The 18,368-nt window shown below is 57.5% G+C and carries 18 protein-coding genes; 7 read left to right on the forward strand and 11 right to left on the reverse strand.

Going from position 1 to position 18,368, the window contains the following annotated elements:
• Position 1: 1 nt before the first annotated feature.
• A complete protein-coding gene (locus tag GRX64_RS05995) occupies positions 2–835 on the reverse strand; it encodes a CPBP family intramembrane glutamic endopeptidase (protein ID WP_166264658.1) in 834 nt (277 codons plus the stop codon).
• A 329-nt stretch (positions 836–1,164) separates the two neighbouring features.
• On the opposite strand from GRX64_RS05995, the gene GRX64_RS06000 reads away from it, so the two are divergent.
• Positions 1,165–1,581 carry a hypothetical protein gene (locus GRX64_RS06000; protein WP_166264660.1) on the forward strand — a complete coding sequence of 139 codons (417 nt, stop codon included), beginning with the start codon at positions 1,165–1,167 and terminating at the stop codon, positions 1,579–1,581.
• A complete protein-coding gene (locus GRX64_RS06005; RefSeq protein ID WP_166264662.1) occupies positions 1,547–2,860 on the forward strand; it encodes an erythromycin esterase family protein in 1,314 nt (437 codons plus the stop codon). Before GRX64_RS06000 ends, GRX64_RS06005 begins: the two co-directional genes overlap by 35 nt.
• Here the strand turns inward: GRX64_RS06005 and GRX64_RS06010 are convergent.
• Positions 2,842–3,579: a phosphoribosyltransferase gene (locus GRX64_RS06010; RefSeq protein WP_166264664.1), complete on the reverse strand. Its 738-nt coding sequence runs from the start codon at positions 3,577–3,579 to the stop codon at positions 2,842–2,844. The two genes, GRX64_RS06005 and GRX64_RS06010, sit on opposite strands and share 19 nt — an antisense overlap.
• Before the next feature lie 444 nt (positions 3,580–4,023).
• On the opposite strand from GRX64_RS06010, the gene GRX64_RS06015 reads away from it, so the two are divergent.
• The 3 genes from GRX64_RS06015 (at position 4,024) to GRX64_RS06025 (ending at position 9,812) form a co-directional block, all read left to right on the forward strand.
• Positions 4,024–6,600, forward strand: coding sequence for an EAL domain-containing protein (locus GRX64_RS06015; RefSeq protein WP_166264666.1), 2,577 nt, complete (start codon positions 4,024–4,026; stop codon positions 6,598–6,600).
• A gap of 195 nt (positions 6,601–6,795) precedes the next feature.
• Positions 6,796–8,898 (forward strand): molybdopterin-dependent oxidoreductase, encoded by a 2,103-nt coding sequence (locus GRX64_RS06020; RefSeq protein WP_166264668.1) that lies wholly within the window; start codon positions 6,796–6,798, stop codon positions 8,896–8,898.
• A gap of 614 nt (positions 8,899–9,512) precedes the next feature.
• Positions 9,513–9,812, forward strand: a complete 300-nt coding sequence (locus GRX64_RS06025) for a hypothetical protein (protein ID WP_166264670.1) — start codon at positions 9,513–9,515, stop codon at positions 9,810–9,812.
• Positions 9,813–9,894: 82 nt separating this feature from the next.
• Here the strand turns inward: GRX64_RS06025 and GRX64_RS06030 are convergent, their stop codons facing one another.
• The 7 genes from GRX64_RS06030 to GRX64_RS06060 form a co-directional block, all read right to left on the reverse strand.
• Positions 9,895–11,034, reverse strand: coding sequence for a hypothetical protein (locus GRX64_RS06030; RefSeq protein ID WP_166264672.1), 1,140 nt, complete (start codon positions 11,032–11,034; stop codon positions 9,895–9,897).
• 306 nt (positions 11,035–11,340) lie between these two features.
• Positions 11,341–11,673 carry a GDCCVxC domain-containing (seleno)protein gene (locus GRX64_RS19535; protein ID WP_486624551.1) on the reverse strand — a complete coding sequence of 111 codons (333 nt, stop codon included), beginning with the start codon at positions 11,671–11,673 and terminating at the stop codon, positions 11,341–11,343.
• Positions 11,633–11,827, reverse strand: a complete 195-nt coding sequence (locus GRX64_RS06040; RefSeq protein WP_235937536.1) for a hypothetical protein — start codon at positions 11,825–11,827, stop codon at positions 11,633–11,635. Before GRX64_RS06040 ends, GRX64_RS19535 begins: the two co-directional genes overlap by 41 nt.
• Positions 11,828–11,999: 172 nt before the next feature.
• Positions 12,000–12,587 (reverse strand): DUF6559 family protein, encoded by a 588-nt coding sequence (locus GRX64_RS06045; protein ID WP_166264674.1) that lies wholly within the window; start codon positions 12,585–12,587, stop codon positions 12,000–12,002.
• Between the two features lie 97 nt (positions 12,588–12,684).
• A complete protein-coding gene (locus GRX64_RS06050; RefSeq protein WP_166264676.1) occupies positions 12,685–13,185 on the reverse strand; it encodes an ExbD/TolR family protein in 501 nt (166 codons plus the stop codon).
• Positions 13,186–13,195: 10 nt separating this feature from the next.
• Positions 13,196–13,720 carry an ExbD/TolR family protein gene (locus tag GRX64_RS06055; protein WP_166264678.1) on the reverse strand — a complete coding sequence of 175 codons (525 nt, stop codon included), beginning with the start codon at positions 13,718–13,720 and terminating at the stop codon, positions 13,196–13,198.
• A 39-nt stretch (positions 13,721–13,759) separates the two neighbouring features.
• A complete protein-coding gene (locus GRX64_RS06060) occupies positions 13,760–14,464 on the reverse strand; it encodes a MotA/TolQ/ExbB proton channel family protein (protein WP_166264680.1) in 705 nt (234 codons plus the stop codon).
• A 420-nt stretch (positions 14,465–14,884) separates the two neighbouring features.
• Here GRX64_RS06060 and GRX64_RS06065 point away from each other — a divergent pair, with 420 nt between their 5' ends.
• Positions 14,885–16,249, forward strand: coding sequence for a dicarboxylate/amino acid:cation symporter (locus GRX64_RS06065; protein ID WP_166264682.1), 1,365 nt, complete (start codon positions 14,885–14,887; stop codon positions 16,247–16,249).
• Positions 16,250–16,366: 117 nt separating this feature from the next.
• On the opposite strand, the gene GRX64_RS06070 is transcribed toward GRX64_RS06065, so the two are convergent.
• The gene (locus GRX64_RS06070; RefSeq protein ID WP_166264684.1) at positions 16,367–17,035 is read right to left on the reverse strand and encodes a DNA-3-methyladenine glycosylase I; all 669 of its coding nucleotides are present in this window, start codon (positions 17,033–17,035) and stop codon (positions 16,367–16,369) included.
• Positions 17,036–17,120: 85 nt separating this feature from the next.
• On the opposite strand from GRX64_RS06070, the gene GRX64_RS06075 reads away from it, so the two are divergent.
• Positions 17,121–17,294, forward strand: a complete 174-nt coding sequence (locus tag GRX64_RS06075) for a DUF2897 family protein (protein WP_166264686.1) — start codon at positions 17,121–17,123, stop codon at positions 17,292–17,294.
• 177 nt (positions 17,295–17,471) lie between these two features.
• Here GRX64_RS06075 and GRX64_RS06080 read toward each other — a convergent pair whose 3' ends face one another.
• Complete coding sequence (locus GRX64_RS06080; protein ID WP_166264688.1) at positions 17,472–18,284, reverse strand: hypothetical protein; 813 nt, start codon at positions 18,282–18,284, stop codon at positions 17,472–17,474.
• Positions 18,285–18,368 lie beyond the last annotated feature (84 nt).

Here is an 18,368-nt window from a genome sequence, read left to right on the forward strand (position 1 = left end):
GTCAGGCACTCATTGGATAGGTGAACAGCAAAAAGTGACTCATATTCAACGCCCAATGCACCAGCACTGCCCAGACCAGCCTACCCGTCCACAGGTAGGCGAGACCGTATAGCAGACCGGCGGCGCTTGCCAATGCAACGTAAGCCCAGCCACCTGCCCAATGCGCAAGTCCAAACAACACACTGGCAGTGGCCAAGGCCACCAGTTGGCCCAATCGGGACGCCAGGCAACGCTGCAACACACCCCGGAACAGCAGCTCTTCGGCCACACAGGTATTCAGCAGGTTGGACACCGCAAACACCAAGGCCCACTCCGGCACCCCGGGCCGCCACTCGATTAATCCAGGCAGCACCGCCAGCAACAGCACTGCCCCGATACCGGCCACGAGAATCAGCAGCGTCGCCGGCCCTGACGAGGCGCCCGGCGAAGCAAGGCTGCGCCCGAACAGCGGCAGCCAATTCAACAGCGACCATGCGACCAGTACCTTGTCGTGATTCAGGTAGAGCGAAGTCGCGACACTGCCCTCTTTGAACACGACGTGGTCGGCGATCAGCAGCCCTTCGTACCCGGGGACGGAGTGGGTCACCAGCGCAGCGCTTGCGACCAGCCATAGCCCGTAACGCAGCCAATTCAACCAGGTCGGGCCGGGGCGTTCGCACATCCAGAGCGTCAACACCACGTAACTCAGCGCCAGCCCGGCGAAATCCCAGTGGTTATAACCAACTGCGACCGCCAGCAGAATCGCCAGAACAGCGCCGCCGTAGCGCAACCGGGCGTCCGGAGTCAGACCGAAAACAATCAGAAGCAAGGAATAGAGACTACCCAGCGTCAGCATGACGATCCTTTTCGAGCGCTATCAATGCGGGCGCATCCTGCGGATGTTCCCGCCACGGGTGAGTCGCTCGCCCTGTTCATTCAAGATAAAAAGCCGCACCAGAATACATGAAAATAAATCAGCAATGATTATAAAGCGGCGCCTTCTGCGAGGGGTGGCCGCGTCCTGACCATGACGTACCTCAGCGGCAAATAACCACCAACACTGCTGGAACAAAAAAATCGTTGGAAGTCTGTTAAAAGAACGTCTTTTTTGAGTTACGTCAACCACCGCCATTGCCGTAGGTGCATGCTGGCAAAAGGTATAGCTCTTAAGGAGAGGAGGGCTCAATGAAACACTACACCGGCGTTTGGATGGATCACAGAAAGGCCATTATCGTGCGGCTGGAAACGGGGGAGCCCCAGATAGTCACGGTCACATCCGATGCTCATCGCCCGTCAAAATCGTCGGGCGGCCATCACCAGAAAGCACCCAACGCGCATCAGGATGTGGTCGCGGAAGATCATCGTCAGCATCGCTACTTGCAGGAGATGAACACGTTTTACGAGAAAATCTTTCAGCACCTGCTGACAGCGGACGAGATGTTGCTTCTGGGCCCCGGACAAAGCAAGAAGAAGTTCAACCACTTTGTGGAACAACGGCACCCTGGCACACTTCGCCTGAAGGCGATGCATGCAACCGGTTTGATGGAACCCGCCGAGGTGATGGACTATGTGTGCCGCGTCTTCAAATACCACGTCCATTAAAGGATTGGGCGCGGCCTGCATCAAATTCGACGATCTGGAGCACCTGTCAGAGACAGGTCTGCTGGAGCGTATTGGCGATGCCCGCCTGGTCATGATTGGTGAGGCGTCCCACGGCACATCCGAGTTCTATGAGGTGCGGGCCGCAATTTCGCGTTTGCTCATCGAGCGGGAACACTTCCAGTTCATTGCCATCGAAGGGGACTGGCCAGACGCCGCGCGAGTGGACCACTACGTGCGACACAAGGAGTACCCGCCGTCCGAGTGGACGGCCTTTGCACGGTTTCCAACCTGGATGTGGCGCAATCAGGAAGTTCGGCGTTTCGTCGACTGGCTCCGGGCATGGAACAGCGATCACCGGGCGGCGTCGCGGGTCGCGTTTTACGGGCTGGACCTCTACAGCCTCTACACCTCCATGTATGAGGTGCTGACGTATCTCCAACAATACGATTCCGATGCGGCCGAAGAAGCCTTACGACATTACCGGTGTTTACTGCCTTACCGCGATGACCCGGTGGGGTATGCCCGTGCGGCGCTGAGCCCTGCCTTCAAAAGCTGCGAACAGGCCATACTGAAACACCTGAACACCCTCCATGAGTCTCAAAAAGAGCTGGCTCGGCATAATGGCGAGCGAGTGTTCGACTTGTGGCAAAACGCACAATTGGTGGCCAGCGCCGAGGCCTATTACCGGACCATGTTCTTTTCCGGGCACAACGGCTGGAACCTGCGGGACACGCACATGTTCAGTACGTTGGCGCGCCTTCTGGAGCATTGGGGCGCAGACAGCCGTGGCATCGTCTGGGCCCACAATTCCCATGTGGGCGACAGCGAGGCCACGGATATGAGTCGCCGGGGCGAGTACAACATCGGTCGCCTCGCCCAAGCCCAGTATGGCGATAATCTTTTCACCATTGGTTTCGGTACGCACACCGGGACGGTGGCCGCTGCCTCAGACTGGGGTGGGCCCATGGCGACAAAGCGGGTAAGGCCGTCTTTGCCGGGCAGTTATGAGCGGTTGTTTCACGACACCGGACTGCGCAATGTGCTGTTGCCGCTGCGCGATGGTGACCCAGACCTGATGTACGAATTAGGCCTCAAACGGCTGCAACGGGCGATCGGTGTCATCTACCGCCCGGAAACCGAGCGCCAGAGTCACTACTACGACGCCTCCCTGCCGGCCCAGTTTGACGAGTACATATGGCTCGACGAAACCCGGGCGGTCACGCCCCTGCACACTCACCTACTGGCCGGGCTGCCGGACACCTACCCTTTTGGCCTGTGATTGCTCTTGTCGTCCGTCAATGGCACGCGGCCGGGCTTGTTCGCACGGCCTTGAGTGTTGCGATCCCGGCTACGCGCCTGCGCTTCCTTGAGGGCTTCAATCACGGTGCTTTCCGGTACCTGGTGGAAATCCCGGTACCACAGGCCAACCGAGCTGAATCCTTGCGGCTCCATAAGGCAGATACACTGATCGGCCAGGTCGGTAAAACGTTTGACTGTTCCCACCGGCCCCACCGGCACCGCAACAATTATGTGCGATGCCCCGCGTTTGCGCAGCAATTGGATGGCCAGCGTCATCGTGGTGCCTGTGGCGATGCCATCGTCCACCAGGATCACCGTCCGCCCCGACACCTCCGCCGGGGGGCGTACCGCCCGGAAGCTGCGAATGCGGGACACCAGCGTCGCCAGTTCTTCAGCCTGCACTCGGGCAATCTCTGCCTCCGTCACGCCAACGTTGGCGATCAATTCGTGGTCGAGCAAACGGGTGCCATCCTCGGCGATCGCACCCATGGCGAGCTCGGGATGGTAAGGCAGCCCCAGTTTGCGCAGATTGAGGACATCCAGTTCCAGGTTCAGTAACTGGGCTATTTCTTCTGCCACCGGCACGCCACCTCTCGCCAGCCCCAACACCAGCGCATCGACCGGAACCGTGCCCTGCTTGAACCGTCGCGCCAGAGCGATCCCGGCCGCCCGCCGATCTCTGAACCTTGTATCTGTCATAATCGCCTCCTGTATCGATTGGCGATCAATCCCATTATGAACCCTGAACCTTTATTGGAATCCTCATTGGGCCTACACAGTTTGACCCAGGTCAGAATAGATCGTTCTCACAGGAACGCCGGCCGGGAGATGGCCTGCACGCGACGACTGTCTAAAACACTGTGGATGCGCGAAGGAAGGCAGACAGGGGATGGGACCTTTGCCGATCACCGCCTCCCCTGAAGCTGCGACTCGTCATTTCGTAAACAAATCGCTACACCAAAACCGTTCGCCTTGGATCTCTAATGGCGATAGGATTGCTGTATTGCCCAAAATCAAGAATAAGAACGGAAATTTCAGTGGCGGTCATGGACGAAGCGTAGTTGTAAATATTTATATTCCAATTGCTTACGCCACGCTTGCTCAACGACAAAACTCCATGACCGACTTCCTGGTTAGCAGACTGTGATTCCATTTCGCGCCCTACGTGCCGTTTTGGCCGTTGTGTGTTTTTGGGCAGGGAGTCACGCCTATGCCGAAACGCACCCCATAATCGTTACCCAGTCCTCCCCCATTCAGAGCCAGTTCCAAACCATCGAGGACACCTCGGGGCAAGCGAGTATTGAGCAAATAGCCAAGCAACCCGACGATCAGTGGCAATGGATACCGACCGGCAGCGCCACCTTCGGCATCACCCCATCGACCTATTGGCTGCGATTTTCTGTGCGCAACCAAACCCGGCAAAACCTTAACCTGATCGCCGAACTCGCCTATTCCCAGCTTGATGATGTGACGTTCTACGTTTTCTCAGGTAACAACAAAATTCGCGAGTTCGCCACCGGGGATACCCGTCCCTTCTACCCGCGGGAGGTTGACCACCCGAACATGTTGCTGCGTTTCACACTGGCGCCGGAGCAGTTGAAGACCCTTTATGTCCGCGTCAAAACCGCCGGGTCGATGATTGTGCCGCTCAAAATATGGCGCGAAAACCAATTCTTCGGCGCTGCGGCTAACGAACAGAAACTGCATTTTTTTTATTACGGCTGCCTGACCGTCATTATCCTGATCAACCTGGCGGTATTTCTGACCCTGCGGGAAAAACTGTATCTGTACTATGCCCTGGCGATTGCCGGCTACCTGCTGTTTTTCACATCCATAAAGGGCTATAGCTTCCAGCATTTCTACCCGCAATCTCCCCTGTTGCATGCCCGGGCACTGTTGGTATCGATGCCGATTCTGGCGTTATTCTCGGTGCTGTTCTGCCGGGAGTTCCTCAGGATAAAATCCCACAGTCCCAAACTGGACATCGCCATTCGGGCAATGATCTGTTTCGAAGTCCTCAATTTCCTCTCAGCCCTGGTGCTGAGTTACAACGCCTCCGTCATGCTGTCGTCGATTTCGGCCCTGTTCTTCTTTTCCCTGCTGTTTGTCGCAGGCCCCATTACCTGGGCAGCCGGCGTGCGCGCAGGCGCTTTTTTCACCATTGCCTGGACGCCCCTGACCATTGGCGTGCTAGCCACGGCGGGCCGGGCGTTGGGGTTTTTCCCTGAAAACTTTGTCACCGAATACGCCATGCAGATCGGCTCCGGGCTTGAAGCCTTTATCTTAACCGTCGCCCTGGCGGATCGCCTGTATCGCGAACGTGAGCACAAAATCGAGGCACAAGCCGATAGCCTGCGTAAAGAAAAGGCCAGGAATGACGCCCACAATAAACTGACCGAAGCGATGACCCACGATCCGGTTACCAAACTCCCCAACCGTAACCGGTTCGAATGGATGGTCAACCAGCAACTTCAACTGGAGCCAGACGGCCATTTCATGGTCGGTGTGGCCCGGGTGACGCGCCTGGATGAAATAAACCGCACACTGGGGCTCACGCACAGTGAGCAACTACTCAACCGCGTCGCCGAGCAGATGAAGGCGCTGGCCGCCCGGCTGCCCGGAATACAGAGTGTTTGTGACGATCGGGGCCGGGTTGAACAGGTCTACCAATTGTCTGGAGACTGCTTTGGCCTGCTGGTCGATGCGCATAAAGTCGGTGACAACTTCACCAGCCTTAACAAGGCGCTCCAACTCCTGTCTGAACCGATGCTGCTGAAAAACCTGGCCATTGATCTCCACCCCAAGTTTGGCGCCGCCAGTTATCCCATGCACGGCGACAACGCGGCGCTGCTGATTCGCAATGCCCACGTTGGCATGGAGATCACACCCCATGGCCGGTTTGAAACCGGGTACTACTCGAAAAACTACGATATCTACAGTGAAAGCCGCCTGACCCTGATGTCAGACCTCAGAGAGGCCCTGTATAACAATCACACCGAACTTCACTACCAACCCAAAGTCTGCCTCACCAACGGTCGGATTGTGGGCCTGGAAGCACTGATTCGCTGGCATCACCCGGAACGGGGGTGGGTCTGCCCAACGGACTTCATCCCTTTGGCGGAAGAGACCGGGGTTATTACCCAGTTAACCCGATGGGCCATTGAGCACGGCATTCGAGACCTGGCAGAACTGCTGCATGACAACCCGACGCTGGACGTATCGATCAATATTTCCGCCCGTGACCTGGCATCGAGGGAACTCACCAGCCTGATTGCGGCCACGTTGACTCAGCACCGTGTCGAGGCTGCGCGACTCACGGTGGAACTGACCGAAACGGCGGCCATGGAAGATCCCGAGAAAGGCCTGGTCGCACTGCAAAAGCTGGCTGATATCGGACTCCGGATATCCATTGACGACTTTGGCAGCGGCTATTCGTCCCTGTCCTACCTGAAGCAGTTACCCGCAACGGAAATCAAACTGGACCGGTCACTGATCATCGACCTGTGCACCAGTGAAAGTTCAAAAGTCATTGTCGAAACCGCGATCAATATGTCGCACAGCCTGGGCTACAGTGTGGTCGCAGAAGGCGTTGAGAAAGCAGAAACCGCTCACATGCTGAAGCAGTTGGGCTGCGACAAACTCCAGGGCTTCTGGCTGTGTCATCCCCTGCCGATGCAAGACCTGAAGCCGTGGCTGGCCGAATACCAGTCAATTGTTTAGCCAAGGCTTGTCATGGCTGTTGGTGGTCTGTGTTTCATAACCTGGATGGTCTGTGTTTCGTAACCATGGCGAGCGCAGAGGCCTAATGGCGAAAATGACCAACATTATGTCGATTATGACCGTTAGATTTCCCCACCACTACTGCCATACTGACACCCACAAAAAATGACAACGCCACTGACCGAGTCCTTTGATATGAGCGAATCCAAGACCCACTACCGCACCTGCAATATTTGCGAAGCCATGTGCGGCCTTGAAATCAAACTTCAGGGCGAAGACATCCTATCGATCAAGGGCGACAACGACGACCCCTTCAGCCGGGGCCACATCTGCCCCAAGGCTGTCGCCCTGCAGGACTTTTACAACGACAAAGACCGGCTGAAAACCCCGCTCAAACGGACCAGCGACGGCTGGCAGGACATCAGCTGGCAACAGGCGTTCGAGGAAATCGCCACTCGCGTCCGGGGCATCCAGGACACCCATGGCCCTAACGCGGCCGGCGTATACCTTGGCAATCCCAACGCCCACAACTTCGGCAATGCCATCATGCTGCCGCGGTTTTTCAAGGCCCTGGGCACCAACAACCGCTACAGCTCGGCGTCGGCCGACCAGCTTCCGCACCATGTGGCGTCCAACTACATGCTCGGGGCGGGCATGCTGATCCCCATTCCTGACATCGACCACACAGATTTCATGCTGATCATCGGTGCCAACCCGCTTGTCTCCAATGGCAGCCTGATGACCGCGCCGGGGGTCGGCAAACGACTCAAGGCCATCCAGCAGCGTGGCGGCAAAGTGGTGGTGGTCGATCCGCGCCGCACAGAGACGGCCAAAAAAGCGGACCAACATCTGTTTATCCGTCCGGAAACGGACGCGCTGTTGTTGCTCGCCATCGCCCATACCCTGTTTGATGAGGGGCGGGTAACCCTCGGCCACCTCGCCCCCCTGATCGAAGGGCTTGACCAGCTTGAAGACGCGGTCAAACCCTACTCACCGGAACGGATCGCGGATGCGTGCGGCATTGGTGCGGACACCATACGGGGGCTGGCACGACAATTGGCGGACGCCAAAAGCGCAGTCTGCTACAGCAGAATGGGTGCCTCCACCCAATCCTTTGGCGGTTTGTGCCAGTGGTTGAATAATGTGCTCAATCTACTCACCGGGAATTTTGATCGCCGGGGCGGCGCGATGTTTCCCCAGCCCGCGTTTGATCTGGTCCGGGACAAGAAGGGCAAGCCGAGTTCTTATGGCCGTCACGAATCCCGGGTCAGAAAGCTGCCCTTCTTTAACGGCGAATTTCCGGTGGCCACCCTGGCCGACGAGATCCTCACGCCCGGCGAAGGACAGATCAGGGCAATGTTCACGATTGCCGGCAATCCCGTGCTCTCCAGCCCCGGCGGCGCGCGACTGGAAGAGGCTTTTGACGCCCTGGAATTCATGGTGTCCGTGGACATTTACCTGAACGAAACCACCCGGCACGCCGATATCATCCTGCCTGCGACCACCGGGCTGGAAGTGCCTCATTACGATGTCTTCTTCAACTCGTTTGCCGTGCGCAACACCGCCAAGTTCTCCGATCCCCTGTTTGAAAAATCCCCCGATCAGATGCACGACTGGGAAATTCTCCGTGAGTTGACGTTGCACCTGACCGGGCGCGAGGACGATGGCGTTACGCCAGAGATGATGCTGGACGGTGGTTTGCGCCACGGCGCTTATGCCGATCAGGGCATGAGCCTGGCCCACCTCCGGGAGAACCCGCACGGCGTGGATCTTGGCGCCTTGCAACCCTGCCTGGAACAAAGGCTCCAGACCGAGGACGGCCTGATCCACATCGCACCTGAACTGTACCTTGACGATCTGGCACGCCTGGACGCCTCCGACGTGATGAGTCCGAGCAAAGACCCCCACTTCCCGTTTTCACTGATCAGCCGTCGACTGCCACGCAGCCACAACACCTGGACCCAGAATTCTCACCGACTGGTCAAAGGCAAAAACCCCTGCACGATTTTGATCCACTCCGCCGATGCAAAACAGCTTGGCCTTGAGAATGGACAGACGGCGCGGGTAGCCTCGCCCACCGGCAGCATCCAGCTACCGGTGGAAATCGACGACGACATGTTTGAGAGCGTGATCAGCATTCCCCAGGGTTGGGGCCACAACCGACAACACACCGGCATGGCCATTGCCGAGGCCCAACCGGGGGTCAGCATCAACGACGTCACCGACTCACAACGCATTGACCAGCTGACCGGCAATGCGGCGTTTAATGGCACGCGGGTATCCGTGCAGGCGGTCTGATCGCTTATACGTTTACCGGATGACGGATTGACCGCGTCATCACGGATGCACCCGTCACAGAGGGCAGATCGGCGTTGTTGCAGTCGCGCTGCCCTTTTTGTTGCCCGGCTCTTTGTTGTCCTAATCCAGGCGCAAAACAGCCATATCACGTGGCGCTTTACCGTGTAACCCCGCAATGCCAAGTGCCAGGCTCCACAGTGGAACAGTGGTTGTAGCCGACGCTTCAGCTTCACAGGACCCGCCAGGGTCATGAAGGTCAAACCGGCATGCTTCGAAGCTGAAGTGTCGGCCAGCTTTGCACACAGCCGTCCTTGGTGACCGCTCCCGAGTCTGGACTCCGTTAACAATCCGCGACGCGCCGTAAATTGCCCGGCCCCGGGACTTGCAGGAATGTCGCTCAAAACGACATGGACGCCATTCAAACCCTTCTGGTCAAGATTTCGGGTGCTTAGTAATAACTGCTTACTTCTGAACTGTTAATGCATATAGAAAAATAGTCTCAAACATTAAGAATTCGGAGAAATTCAACCCCTGCCCACGTGTCTAATCAAAACGCTCAAAACGGCAAAGACCGTTGTGAACGGATACTTGGCGTACCAACAGGGAGATTTGCAATGATGACTCGAACGAAAGCGCTTCTGCTTCCAGCTTGCGCGTTGACGCTGGTATGCGGCCTGGCTCAGGCGGAAGGATTGGTGGATCGCAAGCAGGACCGCCAGACCGATCAAGCCATGGACCCAATCGAAAGAATCCATCAAACCTATGGTCCCACCGCAGCAGGTCCGGGACAACCAGGGCAGGATCAAATGATGGAGCGGTCGAACGAGCGGGTTTACGGCCAGCACAAGCTGCCCGAAGAAGCCGACACCGCCTATAAAAGAAAACGTTTCATCTTCAATTCAAACCAATTCTGAGATCTGATGAGCAACAAACAGAATCACTCCTGGCCTGACCGCTTCAGGTCGGTCGGGAGTGACCTTTTCATAACGCCCCACCTCACCACTCCCCATACCCGGACCCACGGCGTCCCCGGCCACTCAGGCTGGCAAGCATGACCTGAGCCGTGCGCAACAGGCCCGTGAGCAGCGGACTCAACAGCCACAGCAGCCAACGGCCAAGATAAAGGGCCGGGAGCAAGAGCAGGAACCAACCCACTATCTGCACCGCCAACACGGGGTAGTCCAGGACTTCCGCAAGCCCGGCAAACAGGTCACTGATAAGGCTGGGGTGGGACACCACGAGGTAGCCGGCGCCGATGATCAGGGGCCATTTCGCGTAGCGGGCACTGTTCAGTACCAGGCGTCCACTCTGGCTGACACGGACGGCCAGGGCTGCCGAGCGGGTGCCTCGGCTGGCGCCCTTGGTGGTCGCCGCGGCGGCACGTCCCACACCGAGCACTTTCACTGCGCTGGCGAACATTAGCACGTCAACCGATGCCCAGCCGAAATCCCCCAAGGTCAGCTCTTCACCGGCGCGATAATTGGTTTCCAGACCGCGAATGCCACTGGTGAAAAACTGATTCACCCCTTCCAGCACGCGCTCTGTCACGATCCACTGGGTGTCCCCTTGGTCATCCACAATAAACTGGCCGAGAAAATCATGGCCTTCACTGTGAATGAAGTTGACGGCAAACCAGCCACGCTCTTCCGGCGACAGCGTCCGGCGTCGGTTCTGGGCTTCGTTGTCGGGAGCGCTGTTGGGGACATCGCTGGCCTGGGTGCCGTTAAAGTAACGTTTGACGGCCTGATAGCGCTGGGCGGCCTGGTTCATCAGCTCAATGGAGTGGATCGGCTGGCTGATAAAATGATGAATCGGAGGCAGGATGTTCTCGCCGTATTGCCGCAAGATGTCCTGAAATTCCGGTTCCGTGCCGTAGAGCCGAAACTGGTTGCGAGCCATGTCCGGGTAACGGATAAACGCCGCCTGTGCCTTCAGGACCAGCAACGGGTCATCCGCAAGGTCCAGCAGTATCGCCTGGACTTCGACCGGCTCGTCTTCGATGCCAGGAAATCCATCCAGCACATCGCTGGCGTGAATCTTTATCAGTTTCTGCTCGATGGGAACCGGGCGGGCGATAAGGCTGAAAACGGTTGCCAATATCAAGGCCAGGCCACACACCATGAATAGTTTCTTCATGTGCTCACCAATCAATCTCTCTTAACAGACATGGGCAAAGCCGGCCTGTTCCACGTCAATAATGATTAACTATACACTCATTTGAGCACCAGGCACTGACCGGCGCGGGCCAGGGATAAAGGGTAGGGATAAGGCTAAGCGTAAGGGAACGGAGACCGGGACAACCCAAAACACAGGTCGGAGCGGCTTACTGAGAGGACCAGGCAGCACATACAGCCCAGAGGCGTCGGCGCTGCCTACACACAGCCTTTAACACGCTACATCTTCGACTTCACCCTGATCAACCGGTCACGGGAGCTCTTCCAGTCAACAGCACGATTGATCGAGCTGAATGGGGGGGCACGGCGTGTCGCCGTACGAGCAGAATACACAGCAGTCACCGGGCTTTGGTTTGAGCAATGCCCGGCAACCTTTGCACTCATAAAAATACTGGCAAGCATCCTCTGGCATCGTCTCCACTTCCTTGTGACCACACGCCGGGCAGGTGATCTCTGAATCAAGTTTCGGTTTCAACGTGGGTTCCTCCCAGCAAAGCAAATTTGAACGCATCATTGCCCAGGCATCTGCCGCCGGCGTCAATGCTGCCGTGTGACGCCTGTTATTTAATAATTTCCTGACGCTCTCGTTCATACTCATCATAGGACTTACTCGCCCTTTCCATACAGGCGGCGTATTCCGACGGCGGGCGTTTTGAACAGTCATTGCGGTTATTGATCTGAATGTTCTCATAAACCGCCCGATGACTGCAGCCACCAACAGACAATAGAACCATCAGCATCCCGATTGCTTTCATTGAGGTATCTCCATCCCTAAACTGATGTTGTCAGTCTTTCTGACCTACGCCCTGACTTTACCCAAGCAAGACACGAACGGGTGTGGCCACCCCCCCAGCACCCAGCGACGTTCGAGACACAACACCAGCCTCGATTCCGGCTCGGACGCTGCGCCACTGCATTGAATCTCCGTTAGGCCCGATCATGCCCACCTGAAAACTCAGATACATGGCCGACACTCGAATGGCCACTGTTTCCCACCCGACGGGCTTTCCGGAATTTACGGACCTCCGACAGATCGCCGTCAAACAACAGGTCTGCAATTTCCCGCAAGTTCTGATTGTAACGCTTCGCGCCTTTGAAATGCCGGAGTGCCGCCCTTTTCGATAAGAAGACCGCATGGCTGTAGGGGTACAAAAATCGTTTGGCGTTCAGCACTTCCAGGGTTGTTGAGACCTGGCCCTGGGTGCAGTCCAGAGTTCGGCCATATCGATTGGACAGTGCCATCGCCATGTTTGAAAGGTGTTGTTCGACTTGTCTTCGTCTGAACCATTGAAACAGCATGGAATAGTATCCTTTGGGCGCGGCAACGGCGCCTCTTCCGGTGCATTCTCGGGGCATCCGATCGACACCTTGGCGGCCAGAAACCGTGGCCGGGTGATGCGGCGCCGTCCGTGGCAGTCTGTTAACCGGACAGCAGTTCGATGGGGCAGCCACGACCTGCTCCTGCTCTTCCCGCTTCTGTTCGGGCAGCTTGATCCAGGTAATGTAAATCGCCATCCCAAGAAAAATCGGGCAGATCACGGCAGCAATAGCGATCAGCCGTTTTCACTCTCCCCTATTCCTGACGCCAGGCCAGGCCGCGCATACTTTACAATCAGGCCCCCTGCTGCACAGTCTGGCTAACCGCCAAAGAAATGCTGGCGTAACCGGCGTCCACACAGGTGGACATGATTTTTTTCAGCAGCTCGTAGGGCAACTCCCGGTCTGCCAGGATGGTAATCGGGCGACCGGCCTCCGGTGCCGGTGTGTTGGCACGGCCGGCCTGGTAATCCAGCTCCGCTTTCAGGGACGGTTCCACGTCACCGTCGAACGCCTGCAGAACCGCCCGTTTCATGACCGGGCGACCGTTAACCAGAATGTCGTCGTCCAGCACGGTCAGGGCCAGCACGTCTTTTGGCGCCTGATTGGCGCTGGACTCCGGCAGTTTGATACCGGCTTTGGGATTAAGCACCTGAACATCAGACGAGGAGTTCACCATCAGGAAGAACACCAGAATGGTGAAGATATCCATCAGCGATACGAGGTTCAGCGCGCCGGTTTTCTTACCGCGTTTGTAGTGACGTTGCAGGCGTCTTGCCTTGGCTGACGCTTTCATTATTTCGCCCTCACTGGGAACCCTGCCCTATCAACTGACCGCTGGCGCCCGCAAGCTCAGGCGCATCGGCAATGGAAATTTCCGGGAACAATTCGGCGTCCACCACACTGCCTGCCACAACGGCTTCAAAGGACCGCACCGTGTCCATGACACTGACCAGTGTTTGGTAGGTGGTGTCTTTTTTCGCCATGATGGTGATATCGTCTTTTTCCGGCAACCGCGCCTTGATGCTCTGCATCACGTCGCTCAGCAGGCCGAAGTCGTGGCCCGCATCGGTTTTCGGAATCGCTTTGATCACGGCGCCTTTGTTGTCTGCCACCACCAGTTCAGCGTCCAGAATCATCACTTGCAGTTGCAGCGACTCTTCCTGCTCGGCCACGCTGCCGTCCGAATTGGGAAAGTTCAGTTCCAGCACGCGGGTGTGGGCAAACACCATATTCAAAAGCAGCACCGGCACCAGCACGATCATCAGATTCATGAACGCGGTAATGTCCAGATCGGCTTCGCTGTGCAATCGGCGATGTTTGCGCCTCATGGATTACGCTCCCGTGGAACCGTGTGAGTGAATCAGCGGTTAAGCAACTGAACCGGCCGGGCTCGCCGCCGCACTGGCGCTGGACCCATCTGGCTTCTGGGCCGCCGTCGGCGCCGTAATCTGGCCATCGGAGATCAGGTTCAATACCTTGATTCCGGCCATCTCAAAGCTGTCGACAATCTCATTGGTCTTGGTTTGCAGAATCGAGTGGAACATCAGTAGCGGAATCGCAGACATCAGGCCAAAGGCCGTGGTGTTCATCGCAACTGAAATACTCTGAGACAACAGTGACGCTTTTTGGGCGGGATCGGCTGACGCAACCGCTGTAAAGGCGGCGATCAGACCGATGATGGTGCCCAACAGGCCCATCAGGGTCGAGACGTTGGCCAGCGTGGCCAGGTACTGCGTGCGTTTCTCAAGACGCGGCATCACTTCCAGCAGGCCTTCTTCCATCGCGTATTCGATGTCTTCCCGCGATTGACGGCGCGCCAGACGCAACAGGCCGGAGCCAATCATGCCCGCCATCGCACTGCCGGAACTCTGGGCGTAGTTGAGTGCGCCTTTGAGGTCTTTATTGCCGATCTTCTGATGCAGCTGTCGAAAGTCCTTGCGATTGGTCATCTTCTGGGCCGAAAGGTACACATAGCGTTCGATAGCCACGATCAGTCCGAGTACCAACACGATGGATATTGGGTACATGAAAAAGCCACCTTCCTGGAAAAAACGCATGGCTGTTTCGATCATTGTCTGGGCACTCCCGGTTGAATGTTGAGGGAACCTGGGTTCCACCGATAATAAGCCAAATCGCTGAATTCCAAGCAGTGTAAGGGCCTGCCCCGCCAAAGGTTGTGACATCCGTCACAACGGTTGCCCAGTTGCCAGCCTGTTCCCTGGCTATTGGTTGTTAATCACCCCCGCAGGGGCCGGGTTCCGCCCATCTATTCACAGTATTAATACACATAGCCTGCGGTCATGGCTCTAGGTCCTGTATTGACCATCGCCTGTTTACCATGGCCGTCGCGGCGTTACCCCATCGGCAGACCGTTGGCGCTCACCCTGCCGCCACGCTATGTTTAGTGCATGGCCGTTCGTTTGACCTGAACCCTTTGATTCATACCACCGGTTTTAACCACGCCACAGCTGTCGCTATCAGAAGGAACTGATATGTCATCCCAGCGCCCGAACCGGGACAGCCCCGCAAGCCCGCGCCCCCTTCAGTACTTAAGCTCTTACCTCACCGGCCTGGTGAGGGAGCGGCTGTGGCTCAAGGTATTGATTGGCATGTTCGCCGGTCTGATCACCGGGGCCTTGCTCGGTCCCTCCGTGGGACTGGTTGAGCCCTCAACGGGGGCGACACTGGGTAACTGGCTGGCGTTTCCGGGGCAGCTGTTTCTGGCCACAATCCAGATGATCGTGATTCCGCTGGTCGTGGCATCCGTGGTGCGGGGGCTCGCCGCCAGTGAAAACCTGGACCAATTGCGGCGCCTGGGGTTGCGGGTCACGCTGTTTTTTGTGGTCACCACCGCGGTGGCGGCGTCCATCGGGTTGTGGGTGGGTGGGCTCATTAACCCCGGGCGGATGATGGCCGGCTTGCTGGCCTCCGATGAGGCCACCGACTTGCCGGGCGACGCCGCCAGCATGCCGAGCGTAAGTGAACTGCCGCAGACCTTGCTGGGCCTGCTGCCCGGCAACCCCCTGGGGGCCATGGTGCAGGGCCAGATGCTCCAGGTCGTGATCTTCTCGATCATCATAGGCATAGCCCTGGTGACCATGGCGCCGGCCCAGGCAAAACCAATGCTGGACCTGCTCGATTCCTTGCAGCAAATCTGTATGACCGTCGTCCGCTGGGCCATGCGGCTGGCGCCCTATGCGGTGTTCGGGCTGATGGCGCAGCTCACCACCAGCATTGGATTCGGAGCGCTGCTGGGGATGGCCTCCTATGTAGCCACTGTTATTCTCGGGCTGGCGCTGATGCTGGGGATTTACCTGGTGTTGCTGCGGCTGTTCAGCGGCCTGCGGCCCTGGCAATTCATTCAGGACGTCCGCGATGTGCTGTTACTGGCATTTTCGACATCCAGCTCCGCCGCCGTGATGCCATTATCGATCCGCACGGCGGAAACCAAACTCAACGTGCGGCCGTCCATATCACAGTTTGTGGTCCCTCTGGGTGCGACCATCAACATGAACGGCACCGCCCTTTACCAGGCTGTGGCAACCGTCTTCCTGGCCCAGGTGTATGGCATTGACCTGGGGATGGGCAGCATGGCGCTGGTCGTGGCAATGGCGGTCGGAGCCTCCATTGGCTCGCCGGCCACGCCGGGTGTCGGCATTGTTATCCTGGCAATGGTTCTGCAAACCGTGGGCATTCCTCCCAGCGGTATTGCGCTCATCATGGGCGTGGACCGGATTCTTGATATGTGCCGCACCGCAATCAATGTGACCGGAGATCTGGTGACCTGCCGGCTGATGGAAACCTGGGCCGGTAATTCGCTGCCGTCACCCGTGAGCGGTGAGTCAGTCGGGGGATAACCGGGGGACCGTCGGATGCGAGCCTGATGGGGGCTGAACTCTGTCCCAACTCTGCCCCAACTCTGCCCAAATTCAGGCCGATTACTGGCCTACCACTGGCAAACAATGGCATGCCTGTCAGTCCCCCACCGTGCAAGCCAGGATGCGGGACAAATGGCTGTAGGGCAGCCCGGTTTCCCGGTGCCAGTCGTTGAACGCCTGCTGGGCCTGGAGCAGCGATTTTTTGCTGCCCGCCGATGCGTCCAGCAATCCTTCCCGCCGCAATGCGGTCGCCACATCCTGGGACAGGATAAAACAATCCCATCCCATCCGCCGTAGAAAATACTGAGCCGTGGCGCCACCCAGCCGGGCGCCGTGGCGCTTGAGCCACAGCAGCAAACCCGCCTGATCTTCCGATGGCCACTGGCTCAGAAAAACCCCAAAACTGCCATGTTCACGGGCGGCATCCACAATCATCCGGGCGTTCTCCGGCACCGTGCGAATTTTCTGCAGGTTGCGCACAATGCGCTCGTCCTGCGCCAGCGCCTCCAAGACCTCGGGCGGTACCTGCTGCCAGTAGAGCGGCACAAAGCCCTGGAATGCGGCCTCAAAACCCGGCCACTTGTTCTCGATGACCCGCCACACAAACCCTGCCTTAAACACACACCGGGTAATCTCGGACAGGTAACGGTCGTCCCCCTGCGCTTCCAGTTCCCCCGCCTCCGCGACGCGGGGCAAAAGTGAACGTAATTCTGCCTCTCCACCTTTGCGGGCGGCGGCCTGTTCATAAATTCTGGCAAACGACATGGGGGTTTATCCCGGCATCTGGTTGTAGGTCTGAAGCTGCTTGGTCCACTATAAAGGAAACCAACGTAATCAGGGAGTCACCCATATGCCCGTAATAGGATGGTTTTTCCTCGTTCTCGCCCTCTGCCTGATTGTCGGCAGCCTGCTCATCCTGCGCGACAACGCCAACAGCATGCGAATTCCCAAGGACAAAATGGAAAAGATCCTCAAAAGAAAGGCGGAGATGGAGGCCCGGGATAAAGCGGAAGAAGACCGGTGAGTCCGGTTTCAAAGGATTGGCACAAGCGCGTAGCCAGCGATGAGCACTTCAACGAAGGCCCGTCATCCATGATGCAAGCGGCGCAGTCAACACGCAGCAGCACGGGCCTCGCACTCGCTTTAACCGGTACTCATCAGGACCAGCGCTGACTCTGATAAGCGCTATCTCTGATGAGCACTAACTCTGGTAAGTGCCAACGCGATTCAGCCAGCCTGCAATCCACCGCTTCGCTTCGATCCCTTGAGGGGCGTTTTCAGCCCGGCGAATCAATACATCCGCGGCCGCACTGCGGAAGCGGTCCAGCGCCGCACCGTCTTCGATCTCGCCCATTCGCTCCAGCACCTGTCGCAGGCCCCAGCCCTCGCCAGCGTAGGTTTCTTTGGCCGACAGGCCCTCACCCTTGAAGTTCACATAATCGATCAGCGCATAAATGCCGCCCAGCGTGCTGGTCAGGGCGTCAATGTCCTGCTTCATCGCAACCTGCTGCGGCTCTGGCGTCACCTTTAAAATCGCCTCCAGGGTCTCCTGGGCTCTCTCGTACATAAACTGGGCCTGTACATGCTGGCTGTAATCCAGCAGCCACCTCAGGAACTCCACCTGCGGCTCCTTACTTTGAGCCAGGAAGGTTTCGCGGTCCGGCCAGGGCGCGTTCAACGGTTCCATCTCAGCCAGCCAAACCGGCATCTCCACCGATTCAGACTTCATAAACTTGATCAGGTCGGGAAAGCTCTCGGCAAAGGATCCCTCCACGTCCTTGGGGTACCATTTAAAATGGCCGATACCGAGGGATAGATAGTCTTCGTCCTCCCCCCAGGAAACCAGGCAATCCAGTTCACCGGAACATTCGTTCTGGAATATTTTGTCGGCAATCCAGGACAACTGCTGGTCCGTCAGCGATAAATCAACGTCCGGCTTGTAGAGCGAAGCCCCAAGAACCGTCAAAGTGACCGTCAGCAAAAGCGTGGCAATAATGGCGTAAAAATATTTCACGAGACATACCGAAGATGTGTTGTAAAGGCGGCCAGAATACGTCAGAAACTACCCCCAAGTCGGCTTATCGATTTGTCATTTAAG

The organism is Marinobacter caseinilyticus, assembly GCF_011074955.1.
Taxonomy (GTDB): Bacteria; Pseudomonadota; Gammaproteobacteria; order Pseudomonadales; family Oleiphilaceae; genus Marinobacter; species Marinobacter caseinilyticus.